Annotated in this window: 18 protein-coding genes and 2 pseudogenes; 2 read left to right on the forward strand and 18 right to left on the reverse strand. The window is 48.1% G+C overall.

Features of this window, described 5'->3' with window-relative positions:
- Positions 1-17 precede the first annotated feature (17 nt).
- The 14 genes and pseudogenes from ACKGJP_RS31205 to ACKGJP_RS31270 form a co-directional block, all read right to left on the reverse strand.
- A complete protein-coding gene (locus ACKGJP_RS31205) occupies positions 18-1,643 on the reverse strand; it encodes a response regulator (protein WP_409342646.1) in 1,626 nt (541 codons plus the stop codon).
- A 449-nt stretch (positions 1,644-2,092) separates the two neighbouring features.
- Positions 2,093-2,899 (reverse strand): polysaccharide deacetylase family protein, encoded by an 807-nt coding sequence (locus tag ACKGJP_RS31210; protein ID WP_409342647.1) that lies wholly within the window; start codon positions 2,897-2,899, stop codon positions 2,093-2,095.
- Positions 2,900-3,036: 137 nt separating this feature from the next.
- Positions 3,037-4,713: an extracellular solute-binding protein gene (locus ACKGJP_RS31215; RefSeq protein WP_409342648.1), complete on the reverse strand. Its 1,677-nt coding sequence runs from the start codon at positions 4,711-4,713 to the stop codon at positions 3,037-3,039.
- Positions 4,714-4,840: 127 nt separating this feature from the next.
- Complete coding sequence (locus ACKGJP_RS31220; RefSeq protein WP_409342649.1) at positions 4,841-5,716, reverse strand: carbohydrate ABC transporter permease; 876 nt, start codon at positions 5,714-5,716, stop codon at positions 4,841-4,843.
- 13 nt (positions 5,717-5,729) lie between these two features.
- Positions 5,730-6,632, reverse strand: coding sequence for an ABC transporter permease (locus ACKGJP_RS31225; RefSeq protein ID WP_409342650.1), 903 nt, complete (start codon positions 6,630-6,632; stop codon positions 5,730-5,732).
- Between the two features lie 370 nt (positions 6,633-7,002).
- Complete coding sequence (locus ACKGJP_RS31230) at positions 7,003-9,228, reverse strand: helix-turn-helix domain-containing protein (protein WP_409342651.1); 2,226 nt, start codon at positions 9,226-9,228, stop codon at positions 7,003-7,005.
- Positions 9,229-9,489: 261 nt separating this feature from the next.
- On the reverse strand, positions 9,490-9,744 hold the full coding sequence (locus tag ACKGJP_RS31235) for a multicopper oxidase domain-containing protein (protein ID WP_409342652.1): 255 nt from the start codon (positions 9,742-9,744) through the stop codon (positions 9,490-9,492).
- 291 nt (positions 9,745-10,035) lie between these two features.
- Positions 10,036-10,122, reverse strand: a pseudogene (locus tag ACKGJP_RS31240) (YjcZ family sporulation protein); the annotation flags it as partial.
- A 453-nt stretch (positions 10,123-10,575) separates the two neighbouring features.
- Complete coding sequence (locus tag ACKGJP_RS31245; protein ID WP_409342653.1) at positions 10,576-11,202, reverse strand: MBL fold metallo-hydrolase; 627 nt, start codon at positions 11,200-11,202, stop codon at positions 10,576-10,578.
- Between the two features lie 72 nt (positions 11,203-11,274).
- The gene (locus tag ACKGJP_RS31250) at positions 11,275-11,841 is read right to left on the reverse strand and encodes a thioredoxin family protein (protein ID WP_409342654.1); all 567 of its coding nucleotides are present in this window, start codon (positions 11,839-11,841) and stop codon (positions 11,275-11,277) included.
- 58 nt (positions 11,842-11,899) lie between these two features.
- On the reverse strand, positions 11,900-12,427 hold the full coding sequence (locus ACKGJP_RS31255; RefSeq protein ID WP_409347300.1) for a nuclease-related domain-containing protein: 528 nt from the start codon (positions 12,425-12,427) through the stop codon (positions 11,900-11,902).
- A pseudogene (locus ACKGJP_RS31260) lies at positions 12,410-13,003 on the reverse strand (DedA family protein); the annotation flags it as partial. The gene ACKGJP_RS31255 and the pseudogene ACKGJP_RS31260, both read right to left, overlap by 18 nt.
- Before the next feature lie 119 nt (positions 13,004-13,122).
- On the reverse strand, positions 13,123-14,049 hold the full coding sequence (locus ACKGJP_RS31265; RefSeq protein ID WP_409342655.1) for a polyprenyl synthetase family protein: 927 nt from the start codon (positions 14,047-14,049) through the stop codon (positions 13,123-13,125).
- 31 nt (positions 14,050-14,080) lie between these two features.
- Positions 14,081-15,514 carry a sensor histidine kinase gene (locus ACKGJP_RS31270; protein WP_409342656.1) on the reverse strand — a complete coding sequence of 478 codons (1,434 nt, stop codon included), beginning with the start codon at positions 15,512-15,514 and terminating at the stop codon, positions 14,081-14,083.
- A 999-nt stretch (positions 15,515-16,513) separates the two neighbouring features.
- On the opposite strand from ACKGJP_RS31270, the gene ACKGJP_RS31275 reads away from it, so the two are divergent.
- Positions 16,514-16,726: a hypothetical protein gene (locus ACKGJP_RS31275; RefSeq protein WP_409342657.1), complete on the forward strand. Its 213-nt coding sequence runs from the start codon at positions 16,514-16,516 to the stop codon at positions 16,724-16,726.
- Between the two features lie 538 nt (positions 16,727-17,264).
- On the opposite strand, the gene ACKGJP_RS31280 is transcribed toward ACKGJP_RS31275, so the two are convergent.
- Positions 17,265-18,212, reverse strand: coding sequence for an aldolase catalytic domain-containing protein (locus ACKGJP_RS31280; protein WP_409347301.1), 948 nt, complete (start codon positions 18,210-18,212; stop codon positions 17,265-17,267).
- A 211-nt stretch (positions 18,213-18,423) separates the two neighbouring features.
- Between ACKGJP_RS31280 and ACKGJP_RS31285 the strand changes: the two genes are divergently transcribed.
- Entirely contained in the window at positions 18,424-18,738 is a 315-nt protein-coding gene (locus ACKGJP_RS31285; RefSeq protein ID WP_409342658.1) for a dehydrogenase, read from the forward strand.
- A 90-nt stretch (positions 18,739-18,828) separates the two neighbouring features.
- Here the strand turns inward: ACKGJP_RS31285 and ACKGJP_RS31290 are convergent, their stop codons facing one another.
- The 3 genes from ACKGJP_RS31290 to ACKGJP_RS31300 form a co-directional block, all read right to left on the reverse strand.
- Positions 18,829-20,661 (reverse strand): PAS domain S-box protein, encoded by a 1,833-nt coding sequence (locus ACKGJP_RS31290; protein ID WP_409342659.1) that lies wholly within the window; start codon positions 20,659-20,661, stop codon positions 18,829-18,831.
- A gap of 189 nt (positions 20,662-20,850) precedes the next feature.
- Complete coding sequence (locus tag ACKGJP_RS31295) at positions 20,851-21,234, reverse strand: VOC family protein (protein ID WP_409342660.1); 384 nt, start codon at positions 21,232-21,234, stop codon at positions 20,851-20,853.
- Between the two features lie 20 nt (positions 21,235-21,254).
- Complete coding sequence (locus ACKGJP_RS31300) at positions 21,255-21,833, reverse strand: cache domain-containing protein (RefSeq protein ID WP_409342661.1); 579 nt, start codon at positions 21,831-21,833, stop codon at positions 21,255-21,257.
- Positions 21,834-22,279: the final 446 nt, after the last annotated feature.

The following is a 22,279-nucleotide window of genomic DNA, read 5'->3' on the forward strand; positions in this document are numbered from 1 at the left end:
GCGCGGTATCCGGTACGTTACCCGCGGACGGTATTGGGGCTCTCCCCGTAATAGCGTTTAAACACGCGGCTAAAATGCTCCGGCGATTCGTAGCCGACCTCGTCCGCAATTTCGTAGCGTTTCTTGTGCGTGTTCAAGAGCAGTTGCCTGGACTCCTCCATCCGCAGCTTCGTGACGAATTCCCACACCGTTTCGCCTGCGATCTGCTTAAACAAATAACTCAAATAGTTCGGACTTAAATGCACATGGTCCGCGATATCTTGAATTTTCAGCCCTTTATTCCGGAAACTCCGGCGAATATAGGCAACGGATTGCTGGATGATCGCCTGGTCATGATCGGTCATGGACGTATGGATAAGCCCTGCCGCTTTTGACAAAAATTCGGTGAAACGCTCTTTGATTTCGATTCCCGTAAGCGGAAACTGAAAAAAGAGGATCGGGTCAAGCGCTTTATACCGGTCCCCCACCGTCTCTTTGATTTCGAGCAAGCTGGCGTACACCCGATACGCGATACTGAGCGGAATGCCCGCCGTGGAGTCATCGCTTTCGAAGACGGGAGAGATATCCTCGATAAATCGGCGGACCGCGTCCTCTACATCCCCGGGTTGTTTCCCGGTCTTGATCTTATCGACGAACCTTTCTGCTTGCTCTTGCCAGTTCACCTTCACCGACGCTTCCTTCAAGGAGAAATCCCCGGCATAAAAAACATGGTGATTTTCGTACAGCGCGTGCCATTTGGCTGCCTTAGCCGCATCGCGATAGCTCTCGGGAAGCGCTTGAAGCCCCGGACGCAAAGGACTGATTCCGACAACCGCCTCCATCTGCAAGTATCCGTGAATGTTGGCGGCAAGCGACTTCCCGATCAAATTCAGCTTCGATATATTTTCAGCCTTGTTCCGGGCATAATCGGTCTCCTGCACCTGAAGAATCGTTACAATCTGATTGCCTTGTCCATAAAAAGCTACCGCATTCCAGTCCGCCAAAGTCTCTTCTATGATATTGACGGTCGCGTACTTCAGCAAGTTTCGATCCCGCAGCGATTGGATCGCGCCTCCCCTAACCCCCGCGCGTTCCCAAAAGAGTTCCAGGGCAAGCACCGCATAATAAGGGCCTGCGAGCTTTAAACCGATCTGCTCGAAAATAAACATGTAATCGTCCGGCTCCAGCGTCCCGGCTATGATTTCATTCAAAATGTAGGATCGCATGGACGTCATGCCCGTCATGGAAAACTTAAGCTTTAACGACTCTTCCAAAAGCCGTTTGTATGTCTCGTGCCGTTCCGACAGTTCCCGGCCGACGACTTGAATCAGTTGAGGCAGCAGAACGGGCTTGATCAAGTAGTCCCTCGCCCCCAGCCGCATACACTTCTGGGCATACTCGAATTCATCGTGTGCGGAGATGACGACGACGGGAATATCCGGCTTTTCGGACAGAATCGACTCCATCAGTTCTATCCCGTTCATCCCGTCCATCTGGATGTCCGTCAGAACAAGATCGATGGACTCCATGCGCAAATAATCCAAGGCTTCATAGCCGTTCCATGCCGTCAGCACTTGCGAGATATTCAAATCGGCCGTCTCCAGAAACTCCTTGATGCCTTGGCACACAATCGCTTCATCGTCCACTACCAACACCGTGTACACATGTATGCACTCCCTTACTCCGATGAATACTGCTGCGGAGCGGCAATCAAGCCGCAAAAGATCGTTAATTTTCATTATGTAGCCGGTAAAAGGCATTTGTCGATGACCAATCCATCGAGAAGTGTGATGTTTTCAAGGAATAACGATAAACGGAAGCTATTCGAACGCAAAAACGCTCGCGCTTTTGGCGGCGATTATCGCCGCCGCAAAGCGCGAGCATCAAACTCAAGAGGATTCTACATTGATCCGGGCAACAGTTAAACGATACGGTAGCCGGCAAGCAAACAACCTGCATTGTATGCCCCATGCTCGAGCTGAGTATGATCATACCTTGCCGTACAGTGATAAAACTGCCTCTCGCCGATTTCGGGTAGCTGCATGTTTGAGTCCAGCTTGTCTAATTCCAGTATGCTTTCCTGATCTGGCATTCTAATCTTCACTGCTTTCCGTTATATAAAACTATCGAGCTTCTTCATCTCGCCTGCCAGCACTTCCACCGCAGCTCCATTCACGCTCAACCATACGGAAATGGCTGATGGATTATGCACGATATGGCCAGAAACGGAGCATCGAAGCTGGCGAATGGCATTCATATAGGACACAATCTCACTGTTTGTCGCATACCAAATATCCGCTTGGTTTCCAATCAGCTGGCTAAATTGCTCAAGCTGCTGCCAATTCTGATCATTTTCGAATTCGTAGCTATGTCCCCATACATAAAGAAGCGCCATTTTCGAATGCCTCGTCTGTAAATCGATAAATTTATGTGCATATTCAAGCATATCCCGATGATGGCAAGTTGGGGACCAGACTAGGAAATCAGAAGGCATATCGAAGCTACCGTGTGCGCTCGTTGCACGCGCATATTCCATTCCCATTGCACGCAGAACTGTTACGACATCATTATTCCAGGCACCATAAGGATAAGACATACCCTTTACCGGGTACCCAACGATTTCCTCCAAAGCAAGGCGATCGTTGAGAATTTCAGCAGCAATTGTTTCAGTCGGACTCAAATTCAGAAACGGGTGATTTACTGTATGGGCGGAAACTTCATGGCCTGCAAACAATGTGGATATCTCAGAAGGCTCCAAATGGCCAGGCTTTCCAAGCCGTACCGAATTCAGATGAAACGTACCTCGTATCCCATACCGATTCATGATTTCAATCATTCTTCGATCGTAGTCTCTGCCATCGTCATAGCTTAATGTTACCGCTTTGTATTTCCCCTGCGGAAAACGGTCAAATCTAATCAAGTTCAATCCCCCCCTTCAAACAAATCCATCATCATCCCTGCCAACTTGCAGCTCCTCGTCAATCGCGTGAAAACAAGTTCGCCAGGCATTCCCAGACCGGCCGAATGTAACGGGTGGAATCGAATTCAGCCCACCGCCTACTTTACATACTGCTTGTATATTTCTGCCGTTGTGTAAATTTTATCTTTATTCTTGGCGTACCAGTCTTTGTACCATGCCTCGATTTTGTCGCCGTTGCCTTTGCTCCAGGCTGTTTTAGCATCGTTTATCGCCTGATCCACGGAATAAGAAGCACCGCTTACAATTGCTTTGTTGAAAATATCAGTGATCGATTGCGTTAATGAAGCCGAAAAAGCCGATAAATCTTGTGGAAGGGCCGGATTATAACCCGAAGCCGTGAATCCGTTGAAAGGACGCTCTGGATTTAAATAAGCAGGCTTCGCTTGCTGCAGCAGTAGATCCATAAATTCCTTCTGCAGCGGAACTTTCGCATCGAATACTTTTTCCGGTTGCGCGCATTTGGCAAGCAAACCTATCCCTATGTTGGCCTGCATTCTTAAATCTCCGTTATAGTCCAACTCAGCTTTTGATTTGGCCGGATCAATCTGCTTCGGACAACCATCCTCTCCCATCTTCCAATGTTCATTTTCGATACCATATGTCAAAGACAATTGCGTCGAATCCTTGGTAAGAAAGTCCATATAGTCCATAACAGCCTGAGGATTCTTGGCTTTCGCATTCACCGCCGCTACCAACTGAATCGGTTCCCAGCCCCAGCTGTATGAACCGTATACTGTCGTTGGAAATGGAATAAATTTAATTTTGGCATTTGGATTATTTTTACGTAACGTTTCGAAATTTTTGTATCCCGCACCATTGACTCCGGCGATATTATTAATACCGTAAATACCAAGCTTGCCGTTGACAAAGTCCTGAAGCGCCTTTTCCCCTTTATCTGTCAAGAAGTCTTTATCTACCGTTCCTGCATCGAACAGCTGCTTCTTCAATTGCAGAGCAGCTTTGGAATTATCCCACTGCCGAACAAGCTCTCCATTATTTAGGAGCATGCCGTCTGGGATTTCACCACTATTGTACATACGATCGATTACTCCCCCGCCGATGAAGCTTAGATGGTAACCGAATGTATCCTTCTTCCCGTTGCCGTCCGGATCCCGTTCAGTAAACGCCTTGGCAACAGCCAATAGCTCTTCAGGGGTTGTCGGAGACTTCAAACCCAGATTTTCCAACCAATCCTCCCGAATCACCAGTCCCACATTCAGCGTAGGACCAACCACACGGCCAAAATAATGCATCTTGCCATCTTCATTCATAGCCAATTTCTTGACGCCTGGATTCTGCTCAAGAAATTTTTTGTATTCCACACTTTTGCTGACCAAATCATCTATTGGCATAAACTGCTTTTGCGCAAGAAACTGATTTCTAATTTTTGCATCAAATTCAAAGATTAAATCAGGAGCCGATCCCGAGGCAAACAAAGTATTCAGCTTCGGCAGCGACTCCCAGCGCGGAATCGGGACAAACTCTACATTGGCCGGTCCGTTGGCATTGATCCATTTGCTCCAGCGGTTGTCGTCTATGGTGCCTTCGGCAGCCGGTACATTCCCCCGGTCATAGACGGAAACCGATATTTTCGACTTCGGCTTCATTGTCGCCGGTTTAGTCGCGTCTGGAGAAGCTGTATCACTTACTGTGTTATCCTTACTATTGGAGCAACCGTTCATAATCAATATTACCAATGCCGATGCCAAAACGATCCTTATTTTTGTACGATATCCTGCTTTTATCTCATTCATATTTAACCCTCCTGATTATATTTCGTTCATTTCTCCGAGCATGGATACCCTTGCGCATTCATACTCCTACTTCTTTCCTTATACTCTAACCGATTGACATCACCTCCTTAGCAATCCATAACAGCCTCTATCCCTTAACTGCACCAACTAAGGCACCTTTTACAAAATATTTTTGCAAGAATGGATACACGATCATTAGGGGTAGCAGCAAAATCACAACTGCTCCTGCTTTGATCGCTTCTGGTGTCATAGAAACCGAGTCTTCCGCTTGAAATGTATTGATTTGCTGAAGCAGCTGCTGATTTGCCACCATATTCTGCACAAGTACAGTAAGGTTGTATTTCTTAGCATCATTGATGTACAGGAGCACTGTTAGAAACTGGTTCCAATACCCTACAGAATAGAACAAAGTCAACGTGGCAAGGACTGGTAAGGAGAGCGGGAGAAAAATTTGCAGCAGCATTCTGTATTCTCCGCATCCGTCCATTCGTGCGGCATCTTCTAGTTCAGAGGGAATATTGAGGAAGAATGTTCGCATAATCATCATATTGAATGCGCTAACCAAGGACGGCAGCCAGATCGCAGCGTAAGAGTTAATCAACCCCAATTCTTTGATGACCAGAAAGCTTGGGATCAATCCACCGCCGAACAACATCGTGAACACAATCGCCAATGTAAAGAAACGTCTGCCATAGAATGTATTTCTAGACAATGGATAGGCAGCCAAGATTGTGAATAACATACTCAGGGCAACACCAACCACTGTTATGATGATACTATTTTTCAAAGCGTGAATAATTCTTGTTCCTTCGATAAGCTGCCTATAGGCTTCGATGTTCCAACCGATCGGCCAAATCGACACCTTTCCCGAGATAATGGCAGAACTATCACTCAATGAGACTGCCAAAATATTGATTAAGGGCACCAATGCACTAATCCCGAATAAAGCCAAAAAAACGTAATTAACGGCGAAAAAAACGAGTTCTCCCTTGCTGGTTTTCATTCTGGAGTCCCTCCTACCACAAGCTCTGGTTATAACGTTTTGCGATTTGATTGGCAGTCAGCACCAGAATTAATCCGATACATGATTCAAATAAGCCCAGTGCAGTTGTCAGACTGAATTGTGAATTCTGTACACCAATCCGATATATGTAAGTGCTAATGACGTCCGATAGAGTCGCGACAGACGTTCGCAATACATACACTTGATCAAATCCAACCTCCATTACACGCCCCAAGGAAATAATCAGAATAAGAATCATGGTCGAAGCCAGTCCAGGAATCGTAATATGCCAAATTTGCTTCCATTTATTAGCACCGTCCAGGTTGGCCGCTTCATATAAGCTGGTATCGATGCTTGTTATTGCTGCCAGATAGATGATCGCTGAAAACCCGGTTTCTTTCCATAACGCCGATCCGATAAATATCGACCACCAGGAGAAATTGTGATAAAGAAACGCATAGGTCTCTCCGGTTATCCGTTCAATTACATGATTAACAATGCCTGTTTCCTGATTAAATATCGTGAAAACAAACCCGCTGATAATGACCCATGAAAAAAAATGAGGTAAATAAATCAACGTTTGGATCGAGCGTTTGAACCACATCCTGCGTACTTCGTTTAAGAGAATAGCCAATATTACTGGCAATGGAAAGCCAAATAAAATGCCCGTTAAACTTAACACAAAGGTGTTCTTCACAATTCGAACCGTTTCGGGATTCGAGAAAATATAATGAAAGTGCTTAAGTCCTACCCATGGGCTGTCGAGAAAACCTTGAAACAGATTGTAATCCTTGAAAGCAATAATCAGTCCCAGCATAGGTATATATTTGAAAATAACAAAAAACAATAACACAGGGGTAAACATGATAAACAGTGGAAAGTTTTCTTTCAATCGCTTTTTCTTGATGGTTACCATTTGATGCCTACCCTTCCTTTCTTAATCTCTTTTTATTGAAAGTTACCATTTGATGCTTACCCTCCATTCTTCTGTGCTGTCTGTCATAAACCTAATTGTAGGGATATTCATATTACGCCTGCAATAAACAAGAATCTGTTGTTAACAATTTTCGGTATAAGCTGGGATATGCGATTTGCCTTCACTATAATTGCCGCATGAGGATACTTGCTCAATAATAGACACGATTCAGTAACAGTCATAATTCCGGCCAGTTGTCGAAACAATTCCTTTATCCGCTTGGATATACAATTTTAACCACGAAAAAAAAGCCTCAAACATATGAAAGATTCATACGCGAAGGCTTTATGAACATAACAGCGAAAGAATCTCACTTTACTGATTCACTGCGGAATACAACTGGCGTTTTCCCGGTAAGTCTCTTGAATACCCTGTTAAAAGAGACACTATGCTGATAACCGACCTTTCCGGCAATATCCTGTACAGACATGGAAGTATCACTCAGCAGTTGTTTGGCATGCTCCATCCTCACGAAGGCCAAATAATCAACAAAGTTTTCCCCGAATTCTTCTTTAAATAGTTGACTTACATATTTCGAATTGATTTGGAATTTATCACTTAAGTGATTTAAGGAAAGATCCGGATCAAAGTAGTTGGCTTCAATATAGCTCCTTACCTCGGCAAGCAGGCTCCTATTGTTCCTGCCTTCACGTATACGCTCCAGATGTTCTGATGTTTCAGTCAGAATCAGACTCGCCTTACCACGGAATTCCTGTAAAGTATCAAACCGCTGCAATAATTCATTGATAGGCAGCAGCCCTTTATTTCGCCATATTTCGCCATAGTCCTCCGAAAGCTCCATGAGCTCCCGATTCATTTGATAAATCAGATAATTTAGTATACTCTCTACATCTTCTCTGGATAGCAGTGTTCTCTCCAATTCATCAAAGAATGCCTCAAGCTCCTCCCCCCACGATGGATTGCCCAAGCGGAATTGCTGTGACAGCGTCCGTACAGGCTGGAGATGGCGGAACATATCCCCTTTCGGAGACATTTCGATATCGTTGTAAGCAATGATTCGATTGCTGCCCAAACCAGATTTATAGCCAAGCGCTTGCTTTGCGTCATCGTATGAACGATAAATCAATGCGGCTTCCTTGATTAAACTGCCTACACCAATCGTAACGGTAAATGTCAGGTTGCTCTGCACCCATTCACGCACTTCCTCCAGCATACTTGCAAGCCGTTCGGAATTCTCCCCCTGCTCATCCTGATACTGATAAAGCACCCCTACGATATGATGATCCATCCATTCATGCCAAACGATCACACCGTTATTTTGTGCCACTTCCGCAATCACACTGCACAGAATAAATTTTAACAAGTATTGATCTTTCTGGTTGTAGCTCATCTTAAAATCAGTATATTTATCCATTTCATATAACACGACTTCAAAACCGCTATACTTCACAGGACGGTCAAACTTGATCATTTCGTCCGTCCATTGCTCAGGTGTGATCTCTCGCGAACCTTCCAAAGCCTCTTGAAAAAATACTTTCTTGCGGAATACGATATTCTCTTCATGCCTTTGTTGAAATTTATTCGATTCCTCTATTAAATTCTCTACCGCATTCTCAATAAAACTGAGCTGATTTCCTCCTGTATGCGTAGCCAATTTCTGGCTAATCTTGAAGGAGAGCGACTGAATTTGATTAAGCATAAGCTCGACCGGACGATAATTGCGACGGGTGATATAAACAATCCAGATGACTCCAAATGCAACTATACTCAGACCAATAGCAAGCCATATATAAGAAAAATTAGAAATAAAATAATACACCTTCCCCGCCTCGACACCGCTGCGGAGATGCCAATTGGTTATCGGCGAGTGAATATCGGATAAATACATTTCTGTTGGCTTCTGCTTGGCTCGCTCGGAACCATTTCTTGACAGAATTACATTGCCCTCACCATCCACAAGCTCCGCGTAGCTGATCCCCGAATCAAATAAATCCTGGAGTATCTTCTGTAAAGCCGTTATTTTGACATTGGTGACAATCTTGCCTTCTTCCCCGGAAAATAAAATCACGCTACGAACAAGTGTTATTACAGATATCGGCTCCGTCTGCGAGGAGAACTCCACATATTGTCTGCTTCCGCTCCATGATTGAAGCGACACATCTCCAGTCAGTTGGGCTTGCAGAAATTCCTTATCCCCAAATGCGCTGAGCGGAATAAAACGGTTCTTGCTTAAAATGGCTTGATCTGAGTACCGGTAAAGATAAATCGAATCTATAATGGCATGCTTTAAGACTAGTTTATTCAATCCAAGTGAAGCTTCATAGGTTTGGAACAAAGGGTTAATTTCTTGCTGTGGTGTAAAAAAATCACGAATACTGCTGTGGTCTGCTATAATTTCATTGATAATACTTTGATCAATAGCCGAAAGCGATTGATCAATAAGCTTCATTACTTGTGTGGAATAAATTCGATTAGCTTCCTCGGCTTCCTTCTTTAAAACCTCACTCACTCCCAGAAAAAGAAATAAAATGAGCAAAGTAACAACAATCAAAAAAACCGGTACATAAGAAATCAATATCCGTGAAAACCAATGATTCCTAATAGGTACACCTCATTTATTAAAACAACCTTATTATAGGTTGATTATAGCGACAGGATATTAGTTCAACAATAGACATGTTTCTGTGATAGACATAATTCCGTTCAGTTAGAAGCACGGTTATAAAGGTCGGTTATGCGGAACAGTTAAAAAAACTTCTCATGTCACTTGCGATTCTTTATAGATAATTTAAATCAAAAAATACCACGCCTGTTGATTAACCAGTTTGTAGGTTGTTTAGACGCCGTCCATATCGGTCGGGTGCATGCCATGAAAATGAATCGAATGCGGATGACTGGATTGATTCAAAAACTTCACCCGGAGGATATCCCCCTCCATTTCTTTCAATGCCTTATGAGCGTCATGATTATCCATCGCTTGAACCGGACGTTGAAACCACGATCCCGGATTTAACAAGGTACTCCCAACGAAGGCAGCAGCGCCCACCGCCCCCATTTTCAATAAATTTCTACGTGAAACTTTGTCTCCCATCGACAACCCGCCTCTCCATTTTTTTGTACAAGTGAAAATATATTTACCTAGGGAAAAATTAAAGTTAAAAAAACATCTTTTTTGCTATAGGTCAAAATGTTTCCCCCGAGCAACATAATCCACGCCTTAATAATTAGTACTGCTAGGCATTTTGTAAATCGTCTTTATTATTTTTCAGAGGGTTGTACACATTTGGGGGACACAAAGACCAAAACAAACAAAACCCTGCCTATACGCTCCGGTACAGGCAGGGCTTTGCGTTCGATATTCAAGCGAATGAAGATACAGCTGTTAACCAATGCCAAAGCCGCGGGTGCGCGACACGATAACAAGCAGAATGAACAAGACAAGGATGACGCCCGTCGTCGTATAGCCGCCGCACGATTTAGGCGGGCAATGATGATGATGATGGAACGGTTTGACGTAAACGGGAGCGGCAGCCACAGGTGCTTGGTAAGTCGGCATGGCCATCGGAGCTTGGTACGTCGGCATAGCGCCGGTAAAAGGTTTTGCCATTTCGTATACGTTCTTATGGTCGAACTCGTATACGTTCACTTGCTGCTGCGCCGGTCCTTGTACGTACTGCTGAGTAGAAATCTTCTGATATCCCTTTTCCAAGTGGTTCGCACCTCCTAGACATTTTGAATACATCAACAGTCTATGGGTTTCCATCAGGTGCAAACACGGTGTTTACCCAGATGCCGAAAAATGGATGTTTGCCCATCCTGACCGAGGCGGGACGCGGCTTTGACGCGCTTAGGCGCAGAGAGGGCCCATGAATAGGCAAATGCTCCGGGACAGCCGTCTCGTCCCGAAGCATCGGCATTTGTTCTATATGTGGGGATTATTGTCCCGTTCGTAGCCGATCGTCGTACGCGGCCCGTGTCCCGGATAGACGATAACCCCGTCATCCAGCGCAAACAGCTTCTCGGTAATGGAGTCATGCAGATCGTCGGCATTGCCGCCGGGAAGATCGGTGCGTCCGACCGACAGCCGGAACAGCACGTCTCCTCCGAACAAATGATTATCCATCAGGAAGCTGACGCTGCCCGGAGAATGGCCCGGCGTATGCATCACCTTGAACGTCGTCCCGATCAGGTTAAGCGTCATCCTGTCGTCAAGCGCGTATTCCGCCGGATCCGAGCTGATCTTCACGCCCAGCTCCGGCCACCGGAGAGAGCCGTTGCGCTTCGGGTCCGTCAGCCAATCGGCCTCCAGATCGTGCAAATAAACCGGACAGCCCTTCAGCTTGCGAATCTCGTCCACTCCGCCGATATGGTCGAAATGGGCGTGCGTGAGCAAAATCGCCTCGATCTCCAAACCGTCCAGCTTGCGGATCAGCGAGGCCGGATTCATGCCCGGGTCGATAATGATCGCCTTCCGCGTCTCTTCATTGGTCAGCAAGTATGCATTCGTCTGCACAGGACCGAGCGCAAACGATTGAATGGTAATCGCCATGTTGTCCCCTCTTTTCGCGGCAAACGCCCGCAGTATCGGCGAACCGATCGTAACGGGCGTTCTCCTGTATGGTTAGAATGAAGCGATCAAGTCGCGAAGCTCTTGAACGATAACCTTCTGGTAGCCGGTGCCTTCGCCGTATTGACGCATCATTTCGGCGCGCGTTACCTGAAGCTTGTCTTGATAGTCGGCCGCTTCGCGATCCGGATTCTCCTGCTTGAAGGCCGCCATGACCGCTTGCACATGCTTCGGACGCGGACCCCATTTGCCGAGCACGTAACCGCCCGTATCGGTAAAGATGACGACCGGAATCGAACGGCCGCCGAACGTCAGGAATTGATCCATCACGTCTAGATGCTGCTCCATGACCAGCACCTCCGTCGGAACGCCGCTGTTCTCCAGCGCGCGGAACACGACCGGAATGTTGCGCACGACGTCGCCGCACCAGTCGGCGGCAAGAATCAGGCAGCGAAGGTCGTCGCGGTTTTTGAGCGACTCGAAGTAATATTTGATGTCTTCGTTATCCCATTCGAACTGGTTGTACCAGTCCAGGAATTTGTCCTGGTTTTTCTCCATCGAATCGATAAATTGCTGCGGCTTGATGCCGGTGCCTAGCTTGGCGGACAAATCTTTGGCCATTGCGTATTACCTCCTGAGTAATGAAAAATCGTCGTTTATTATCGCTGCGGCAGCCCGATTAAGCCGACTGGCTTGGCGTGCTGTGATCCTGCAGAAGCTTCGCGATTGTGCGAACTTCATCCGGCGATAGCGGATGCTTCGGCTGATGCGATCGAATGCTCTGAACAAGCCCGTCGAGTTTGACGGCAACGAATGCCGGAGCGCTTCCGCTCAGCTCGCAATTCGGACTGGAGAAGCATAGAATGCCTACGATATCGGCGTTCAGCTTATTGCCGCGGAGCAGTTCCTTGAGAACGAACTCATGACGGTAAAGCAGAGCCGTCGGATCCTCGTGATGCCCTTCCTTGCCTCTCTCAACGCCTTTATCCGTGAAACGGACGGGGCCTTCCCAGTTTTTCGTCTCGATGTGGAAGATCCCGTTCGGACCGACGATCAGATGATCGATCTCCTGTGCGCCCGTTCTGGCTTTGACGTGTCTGCCGTTCAGCACTTTGTACTCGCTGCCGAGCTCTTCAAGCCGCTGCGCCGCATGCTTCTCGCCAACGTAGCCATGTCCCTGGGACCTCTTCTTATTGCGCTTTGCCATGAAAATTTTAATCGCGACATACAGAACGGTAAGACCGACGGACACCCAAATAAACGGCATCACATAAGGCGCGGCCTTCTCGTCGACATGCTCCCAGTTCTCGCCGACGCTTTTGCCGAGCCAGACGAACAAAATGGACCAAGGAATAACGGCCAGCGTCGTCAGCAGCGTAAACCGGCTTAGCGGCATCCGGGCCAAACCTGCAGGAACGGAAATCGCATGGCGAACGACCGGGATAAATCTAGCCGTAAAGATAACGCCCGTCCCGTAACGGTTAAACCAGCTTTCCGCAACGTCGATGTGATGCTTCCGGATCAGTATGTACTTGCCGTACCTCTCCAGCACAGGTCTTCCGCCGTAGCGGCCGACCCAATAAACGAAAATTTGCGCGATAACCCCGCCGACCGTACCGAACAGAACGGCCTCAAAAAAGTTCAAATCGCCGCGCTGCACAAGATAACCGGCGTACGCCAGCACAATTTCGCTCGGTATGACCTCGATCATCAGCCCGAGCATCACGCCCCACCCGCCAAGCTTGGTCAGGAACATGAGTATTTCATGAATCAGCTCGCCCATTTCCACCCAACTTTCCAACCGTTTTACTCGTCCTTCTCTACTTGTATTCTATCACATTTGTACCCATACCGGAAAACGGTAAGCTTGCGGTCCGTCCCTATCGGATTCGCCGGCTTCCGTTATTTCGCAAATCCAAGCGTTAACCCGGCAAACCGCTCCTTCCAGGGGGAGACCGCAGAAATGGCCCCGAGCAGCTGCTCCGCCTTGTCCGCATACAACGATTGAATGACCCTGGAATATTCGAGACATCCGGAGTCGCGGATGTAAGCAAGGCAATCCTGCTTGTGAAGGAGGAACTGCTCCTTCGTCATTTCGCCTGCATAGTAGCGGTGTATGAACGGAAACTCCTCTGCCGGCTCCTCCAGCAGAAAAAGCACCGGAAGGGTTCGTTTTCTTTGCAGCAAATCGTTTTTGAGATCATAGCGCTGCACGTCTTTGACGTCGTTCTCGATCTGGGCGACCATGCCGATGCAATCCGCCAAATCGTTCAACTGCGTTTCGGCCGATTCTTGTACGGGCAAACCGGCATATCCCAAATAGCAGGCTAACCGGACCAAGGAACCGGACTTCTCCCGAACGGCCGCTTCATAATCTTCCTCCGTCAAGACGGCACCGGATAAATCCTTGTACTGCCCATTGACCGCACGCATGACCATGCGGCTAACCTCCGATACGACGCGCCCCGCTTCCGTCCCGCTTGCCTGCAGCCGGCCAAGCTCGGCCGAAGCCATGGCATTAAAGGCGAGCAGCGCATTGAGCGCTAGCTCTCTGGGACACCTCATCCATGGCTTCGCCTCGTTATCCTCGTCCTGCAAATCGTCGGCGATATCCAGCGCCAGCACGATGATCTCGGTCAATGCCGACCTCCGGTCGATGTCTTGTCCGTCGCCGCCCAGCATATAATGCGCCAGCAGCGTAATGTCCGACCAGATCGACTGCTCCTCCGCCTTATCCGCGATAAACGACTTGAGCAGCTCCCGAAACGCCTCCGCCTGGACATAATCATCCACCAGTAAGTTCATAATCCCGACAACTTCCGGCTTCATCAAACCTTTCCCCCGTTTCTGCGTAAACCTGTCATGCTCCCGACTCGAAGGCTTTGCCAAAACTAGTTTCCGCAAGCGGAAGCTCAATGCGGATGCGCAGCCCGTTCCCGGGGCTCGTCGCCAGCTTCATGCGTCCGTTCAAATGAAAAATGCGGCTTCGGATTTGGTCCATTCCCATCCCGCCCGAGCCGATATCTTTCGCTTTCATCCGGGACTCGTCGAAGCCGACGCCGTCATCTTCGTAGGACAGCAGCAGCCCTTCCTCGCTTGCGGTCAGCAGAATACGAACGCTCGAGGCTTCGGCGTGCTTTTTGGCGTTCGTAATCAGCTCTTGAACAATACGAAACAAATGCTTTTTGGTTTCCATCGGCAGCGCTTCGATCCGTTTCTCCTGCCCGGTTTGCAGATGCAGCCCGGACGAACTGGAATACGACTCCCGTTCCACAAACTTTCGGACCGTCTGCACGAGGCCGATTTCCTTTAACAAATACGGATGCAGCTCGAAGCAGCTTTCCCGCAGCGTCATATTGATCGTTTCGATGTATTCGATAAAGCCGTTCATTTGCATAACCGCTTCGTCAGTCAGCCCATGCTTATCGACGAACGAACGCAGCCTTCTTTTGAGAAAAAACAAATCCTGCATGGTCGAATCGTGAAGGTCGGCCGCAATGCGCTGCCTCTCCTTCTCCTGCAGCTCGAACGACAGCTTGCGGAACCAGGCGAATTCCTTCGCCACCTTCTCGTCCTGCAGCTGAGAAGCCATCTGCTGAAGCTTCATCATCAGCTCGCGTATCAGGTAGATATTCTCCAAACTGACCGCCAAATACGAAATAATCATGTTCAGCCACTGCAGCTCCTCCGCCCCAAGCAGCGTATTCGTTCTTTTCATGGTCATGATCAAATAGCAAGTGTATTCGTCGTGGCGAATGATTTCGAAGCACGTAAAATCGGGATGATCCGGCGTTCCGGCCTTCACGAGCTCCTCCACTTTAGCCGTATCGATATCCCCTTCGCTGATGATCTCCATCATATCTTTGTATTTGAAAACGACAGCGCCGCCGAATACCTCCAGCGTTTGGACGATGTCGACCAGGACGATATCCTTGATTTCGCGGAAACTCGAGACAAACCCGAGCTTTTTGGCGATTTGTTTGATGGAAGTTTGCAGCATATGCTTTCGCGGAAAAAGAACCGGCATCAGCTTGGTCGTAAAATACTCGAAGGAATAAATGGAGAACGCCATGATGACCGTTGCGGCCACGAAAAAGAACAAAAATCGGTCCCAGGTGAGGTTCGGGTCATCGAGCGTCAACACTTTGACGATCCCGGTAATGACAAGGCTCGGAACGATGGCGATCGCGACGGAAAATACGATGCGGCGAACGACGATATCGATATCGTACAGCTGCTTGGTCATGATGAGGTAAGCGAAGGAAAGCGGGAAAAACAAGATGAACCATCCCATGTAGAAGGGGTCTACTATTTCTTTTCCAAATAAAAGCCTTGGAATAAAAGAAAAGCATACAATAGGAGAAAACGATATAAACAAAGAAACCCATACTGTTTTAATCATCGTAGATAAATAGCTTCTATTTTTTCGATATTTTAAAAACATTGTTGTTAACACAAGTAAATTTGTACAAATACCGACAATAAATATCAACATAGTTATTGTGGAATTATTGCGAACAATAGAATAGATTGAATTGATCGGAAACTGGCTGGATATACCAACTAGGAAACTAATAAAAATGCTGAATCTATATGCGTATTTCAAAGGTTTGATGGGAAGTTGAACGCCTCCCTTTTCTTTAAAAAATACAAATAAAAAATGTAAAAAAACAATTGGCAGCAACTGCATAAATAAACTCATTGCGATTTTCCCCAGCTCATCACCTCTAATTGAACCACATAAGGTAATGAATACAGCCCCGGTATTTAAAAAGACCATAGATAAAAGTCGAGCCGATTTAGAGTCAGGCAACTTTCTAAAGAGCAATATTGAAATAAACAATGTAAGAAATTCCCCTGATAAGGCAAAAACATCAAATGCCGATATACGCGGTATGTTTTTAGTTGAGATTTCGTACTCTTGACCGTTTCTTACATAGGTAATCGACTGCGCTTGATCAATCGTTCTAAACTTTTTGACAGAATAGTAGCCGCCAGCATCCACCCCATTTATTTTCTTTATAACGTCCCCAATCTCCAATCCCATGTAAAGCTGTGCCATATTTCTAATGTCGAAGCGACTTATAATCCAGTTGTTATTTGGGTACTCCCGTATGTTGACACCAAGAACAGGGAAGCTAAACATGAGGTACATAAACCAAATCTGCATGCCGATAAACGCCGTCAAAACAAATCTAGTAAAATATTTGCTTTTCACGCAAATTCCCCCTTACTTTCAAATCATTATTGGTATAAAATAGTTGGTAAATACTAAAGAAAGTGAAGTGATTTCATGCAGCTGGTCGTACATTCGCCCGGACTACGCAATGCCGTTAAGCTATTCAATAGGTCAGGTTCCGCCACTTTTGAAAACCCTGCTATTGATTGCGCTTTCGGTTCATTCAGCTTGTCTAATACGGAAGAGCGTGCAGTGACCAAAACATTCATGCAAAAAGAAAAAAGCAGAGTGGAAAATGAAGTAGTTACAAAAGCATATTGGATATAATACATATTCAATATTTTACCAAATGAAAAAGAGATTGTATATCGAGTTAATCATTAACTCCATGTACAATCTCTCTTTTTTACTTTGATCGATTCCCTTAAAGTCGGCGCTTTCCACGGGAACAACAGTCCAATCGTATTCGCGTTAACGGTCTCTGCCCCGACGATCAGAACGATCAGTCGGGAACAAAGCACAAGATCATCAGGAATAGGACCGAGAAAATGCCGATTTACTTCTCTGCCATAGAGACGGTAAGCTCGGGATGGCAAGGAAGAAGAAGACCGACTCCAATCGTAACCAAGAATTCTGACAGCATCAGAATGAACAGAACGGGGACAGCCGCCAAATATTTTCCGACTAAAAACCAATTTCTCGGATAACCGGAAGCAAACATTACATTCGCCGTATTTTCTTGAAAATTCTCCCGTCACCATAAATCTGACTTGCAGGGATACAAAAGCGGAGGATATACTTTGTGAGATTTCAAGCAAAAACGCCCTCCTCACGAATTCGTAAGGAGAGCGTTCTTCAATAAAACTTATTTCACAGCCGGCTCAACCGTCGTCAGCCTGTCGTAGAAATCCAGGTAGTTGTCTTTCTCATCGCTGTCGCGCAGCGCCATTGCCACGCGCGGGTGCTCGTTCAATACGCCTGCGACCATGTAAGGAATGATGTAGCCCCATTCGGTTTTCTCGCGGATCTTGATCATATGCTTCTCGATAACGCCGAGTACGGGACGAAGCTCGTAGCGGGAATTTTTCAGGTTGCCGACAAGCAGCTCCGTCGTGCAGTTTCCTGCAGCGCGGCCCATGCCGTAAACGGACGAATCAAGGAATACCGCGCCCTTCTCCACGCCCATCAGCGTATTCGCGAATGCCAGCTGCATGTTGTTGTGCATATGAACGCCGAGCATTTTGTTCGGAAGGTGGGTTTTGAATTTATCGACAAGGAAGCCGATGTCTTGGGAATGCATACTGCCGTAGGAGTCGACGATATATACGACGTCTACCGGGCTTGCCGCGATATCCACGAAAGCGGCCAGCAGCTCGTGCTCCATTACATGCGACAGCGCCATAATATTGAGCGACGTTTCGTAGCCCATGCTGTGGAATTTGTTGATCAGATCAAGCCCCTTGTCCAAATCTTTGATATAACAAGCGACACGGATCAGATCAAGCATGCTTTCGGAGCGCGGCAGGATGTCGTTCTCGTCGACGCGACCGATGTCTACAAGGGCGGACAGCTTCGTGTTCTTTTTGTTCGGAAGGACTTCGCGGAGAAATTTCTCGTCCAGAAAGCGCCAAGGGCCGGCATCGCTGCCTTTAAGCAGTTTAGGAGAGTTTTTGTAGCCGATTTCCATGTATTCGACGCCAGCGGCGTTCAGTCCCTCATAAAGATCGCGAACGAACTCCACGCTGAAATCCCAGTTGTTGCAAAGTCCTCCATCGCGAATCGTACAATCCAAAATTTTCACTTCGTGTTTCATCATTATCCTCCTAGATGTTTCGTATAAACGCAGCGTCGCAAGCGGTACAATCGAGCCCATACGATATATTTCGACATTTTCCAACCATTATACCACTTTTCCGCTGTGACGTAAAACAGATACTTCGGCTGCCCGCAGGTATCGCCGCATGCTGTCGCCCATTCCCCTAACGCTGCATACATATAGAGTAAGAAAGGTGGGTGGCGCTTGCGTGCACAATCAACGGAACGAAAAGCATACCCCGACGCTCCCTTCCGCCCGGGGCATCCGGCGGGCCTGCAATAAAGAGCTGTACCGCACGATCAAAAAGCTGAAAATCTGGATACCGCCGGACCAGCTTGAGAAAGCCGAACAGCTGTATGCGAAGAAAGTCATGCTGAATCTGCTGTGGATTCATGAAAACGGCAGCAATCGCAAAGCGCTCTCCGATTGGTGGGATGAGCACGTTTGTCCCGAGATCGCCGAGCTGTGGAACGTCGAGCGGGATACGCTGGGCAAGGCGTTCCGGGAATCGTTCGGAGGATGAAGTCATGCCGCTGTCCAAGGAGCGGGCCGGGAGCTGCCGCAAATCGACGCGCTTGCGCCTCTCGGCCCGTTTGATTCGTCCCGCATCGGTCTATGCTTGAATCGGCAGCACGATGTCTACGCAAGTGCCTCTTCCAAGCTCGCTGCGGATCAGCATATTGCCTTTATGATTGGCGACAATCTGCTGGGACACCATGATGCCGAGGCCGGTTCCGGTTTCCTTGCTCGTAAAGAAAGGCTCGCCCAGCCTCGCCAGATGCTCCTCCGGAATCCCGCAGCCATGATCGATAGTGCGTATCATAACGCGACTCGGGTCGATCTTCTTGACCTCGATCATAATATCTCCGCCGTCGTCCATCGATTCAATTCCGTTCTTCATCACGTTGACGAGCACTTGCTTCAACTGATTGTCCGCGCAATAAACCGGCGGCAAGTCTTGATCGATGGCCGTAACGAAGCGGATATTTCTTAAGCTGGCCTGCGAGTCAAGCAGCTGCAAGATGTCGCCCACGATCTGCTTCAGGTCGCGAAGCTGAAACCGGTTGAGCTGAGGCTTGGCCAAAATCAAAAACTCGCTGACAATGAAATTGATCCGGTCAAGCTCGGACAGCATGAGCTCGAGGTGCTGGGCGTTGCCTTCCTTCTTCGCCCTTTGCAGTTGAATGAAGCCGCTCAGCGTCGTAAGCGGATTGCGGATCTCATGTGCCACTCCGGCAGCAAGCTGGCCGACGACGGAAAGCTTCTCCGAGCGGCGCAGCAGTTCCTCCGTCCGCTTCCTTTCCGTGATGTTTCGGGACACAGCTGCAATCGAGACGATTTCGCCTTTCTCGTCGCGAATCGGCGACACGGTCACACTGACGTCGAGGAGCCGCCCGTTCTTCATCTGGCAAAGGGTATCGTATCCCGTAATGGCGCCTCCCTGCAGCAACTTCTGCTGCATGCGCGCGAATTCCTCTTCGCCGCCCAGGGGAACGATCGGAAGCGGCTTTCCTATCAATTCGCCGCTGCTCCATCCGTATAGCGTCTCGAAGGCGCTGTTCACCAGCTGAACATTGCCTTGCAGATCGGTAACGTAGATGGCATCCGACGTATGATTGAAGAACGATTCGAAATATTCCTTCGTGCTTCGCAGCTCTTCGAGCGCGTCCTGCATCCGTTTCGTATTGCTCTCCAGCTTCTCCGACATCCTGTGGATATGCGCCGCCAGCAGCGAGAGCTCGTCTCTGCCCTTAATCGGAACGCGGGTTTGGAAATCGCCTTCGGCTATTTTGCCGACCATCGTCACGATTCGCTGAAGAGGCTTAACGAACATGGCTGCGACGGATAAGCTGAGCAGAAATACGATAAGCAAGAGAAGAACGGATATGGCTGCCTGACGGTAAATAATCTGATTTAGAGAATTCGTTATGGAGTCATAATGGCATATCAGCACAACGACATAAGGGGTCTCGTTCAAAATTGCGATAAAGCTCTTGATAACGTTTTGGCCGTTCGCTTTCCCCTGTTCCGTTACCTGCTTTCCCGTCGACAAGGCTTCCCGGATATACGCGGCATCGGCTTTCTTGTCCAGCAGCTCGTCGCTGCCGAACAAAACGGGCTGATCCGCAGGAGTCGCGCCGCCGTTTTCCGCAAGTTTTTTCTCTTGTCCGATGTAGGCATCAGGTCTAATCGCAGCTATGCCTAATATGGAAGGGAAGTTTCCGATTACCCCGGATATTTTGCCCTGTATTTCGCTTTTGGAAACGCCCCCGTTTTCCGCTTGCTTCGCGAGATCCGCCGCCTGAAGCGATACGCGTTCCATTTTGCGGGAGAAATCCTGGAACAGCGTTTCTTTGGTGGCATGGTAGTAGATTGTATTGTTAACGGTCAAGATAGCCGCGACAATCAGGGCAATATAAAGCGATGTTTTCGTTTTGATCGACATTATATCCCTCCCAACGACTGATAGTTTACAATTCTACAGCCTCCCGCAAAATCCTCTAAAAACATACATATTTTGTAATTTAACTACATTTTTTTATAAATTCGACACAAATGTCCTTGCCTGAGGGATAAAAAAGTAACCCTTTGGCATCTAGCTACCTAAGGGTTACTTCCTGAATAGCGGCCCTATTCACGCCTTCGGTTGAAACAATTCAAGCCGCTCGCCGTCCGGCCCGAAGAAAAAAGCGATTTTGACGCCGTCCAGAATGACCCGAGGCGTTTCGTCAAGCATCCTGACGCCCAGCTGCTTCAAACGCTCCACTTCGGACTCGATCTCGGTGACGGTAAACGCGACGTGATGAACGATCCCGTTGTCGGGCTGTCCTTCGTAGCCACGGCTGATCAGCTCGAGCTGCACGTCCTCGGCGCCGGCAAAAGATAAAAATCCAAGCTCCAGCTCCGCATCGATTCGAACGCGGTCGATCAGGTTCATCCCCAGTACTTCCGTATAGAATCTTACGGACTCGTCCATATTTTTAACCCATACCCCAATGTGCTCCACTTTGCGAATCATCGTCAATCATCCTCCCGTTTCTATTTGGCGTTCAGCCTGCGTCTCTCATTGCGCCCGGCACCCGTTCCCCTCTGCGTAAGCGGCGCAGCGCTCTCCTGGAGCGGCGGACGCTTCTCGGCAACCCCGAAGCTATGCTTGTAAATCGTCCCGCGAACCTTGACGGAAAGCGGCGCCGCTGTAGGCGTAAACCTCGGCTGCGTCAGCAGCAGTCCCTCTCGGTTGAGCAAATACGTTTTGCCGGTTTGCTGAAATTCGATTTTGCCGAGCACCTGATTGAGCGTCGCCGCGTAAACGCTGCCAAAAATAACGCCGTTGAAGCTGCCGTTCGGGTTCGTAACCGGAGACGAAAACACGACGGCCGGACGTCCAAGCGATTTGCCGCTGATAACGTCGGTGATGAATGTTTTGTTGGAGCGGGCCATCAGATAGAACGTCTCATTGGTCACGTCAGCCCTAGGCAGACCGAGTCCCAAATCCTGTACGGCCGTATACCCGTCAGCATCCACTCGTTCTGCGATCGGATGAACCGCTGAAACTCCTCCTGCCATTCGTTCCGGCTTGATCGCCTTGCCCGAAAACGTCTCCGCAAGCCTCTGCACCTCAGAGCTCCGCTCTTCCGTCCAGGCCTCGATGAGCATTTGCTGAGTGAAATCGTTTGCAAAAGCTGACGGTTGATTTCTCCTTTTTTGTCGCGGGAAGCGACGAAGTAGAGGGTGACGACCGTAGCGATGCCGAAGCAAACAATCAACAAGCCGATCCATAAGCGAAGACGCTGCTTCAACGTATGCACCCGCAAAAAACGGTAAACGCCGGTAGACATCATCCATCACCTTGCTTTGAAGTCATTGGACGGCAGCCGAATAAATCGGAAGACGATTTGCGAAACCCGTCCGTTTATGGAAAAATGATGATAATTATGTCGGCAGGAATTGGCCGTAACTCATTATACAACCGTCATTGCCATTCGTTCAATCACGTTATCGGTATTTTAACGGAAAGCTGCGGAAATCCCCGGGGGAGCAAGGGGCTAACCGTGAAGGCTGAT

Source organism: Paenibacillus litoralis (assembly GCF_046244365.1).
Taxonomy (GTDB): Bacteria; Bacillota; Bacilli; order Paenibacillales; family NBRC-103111; genus Paenibacillus_V.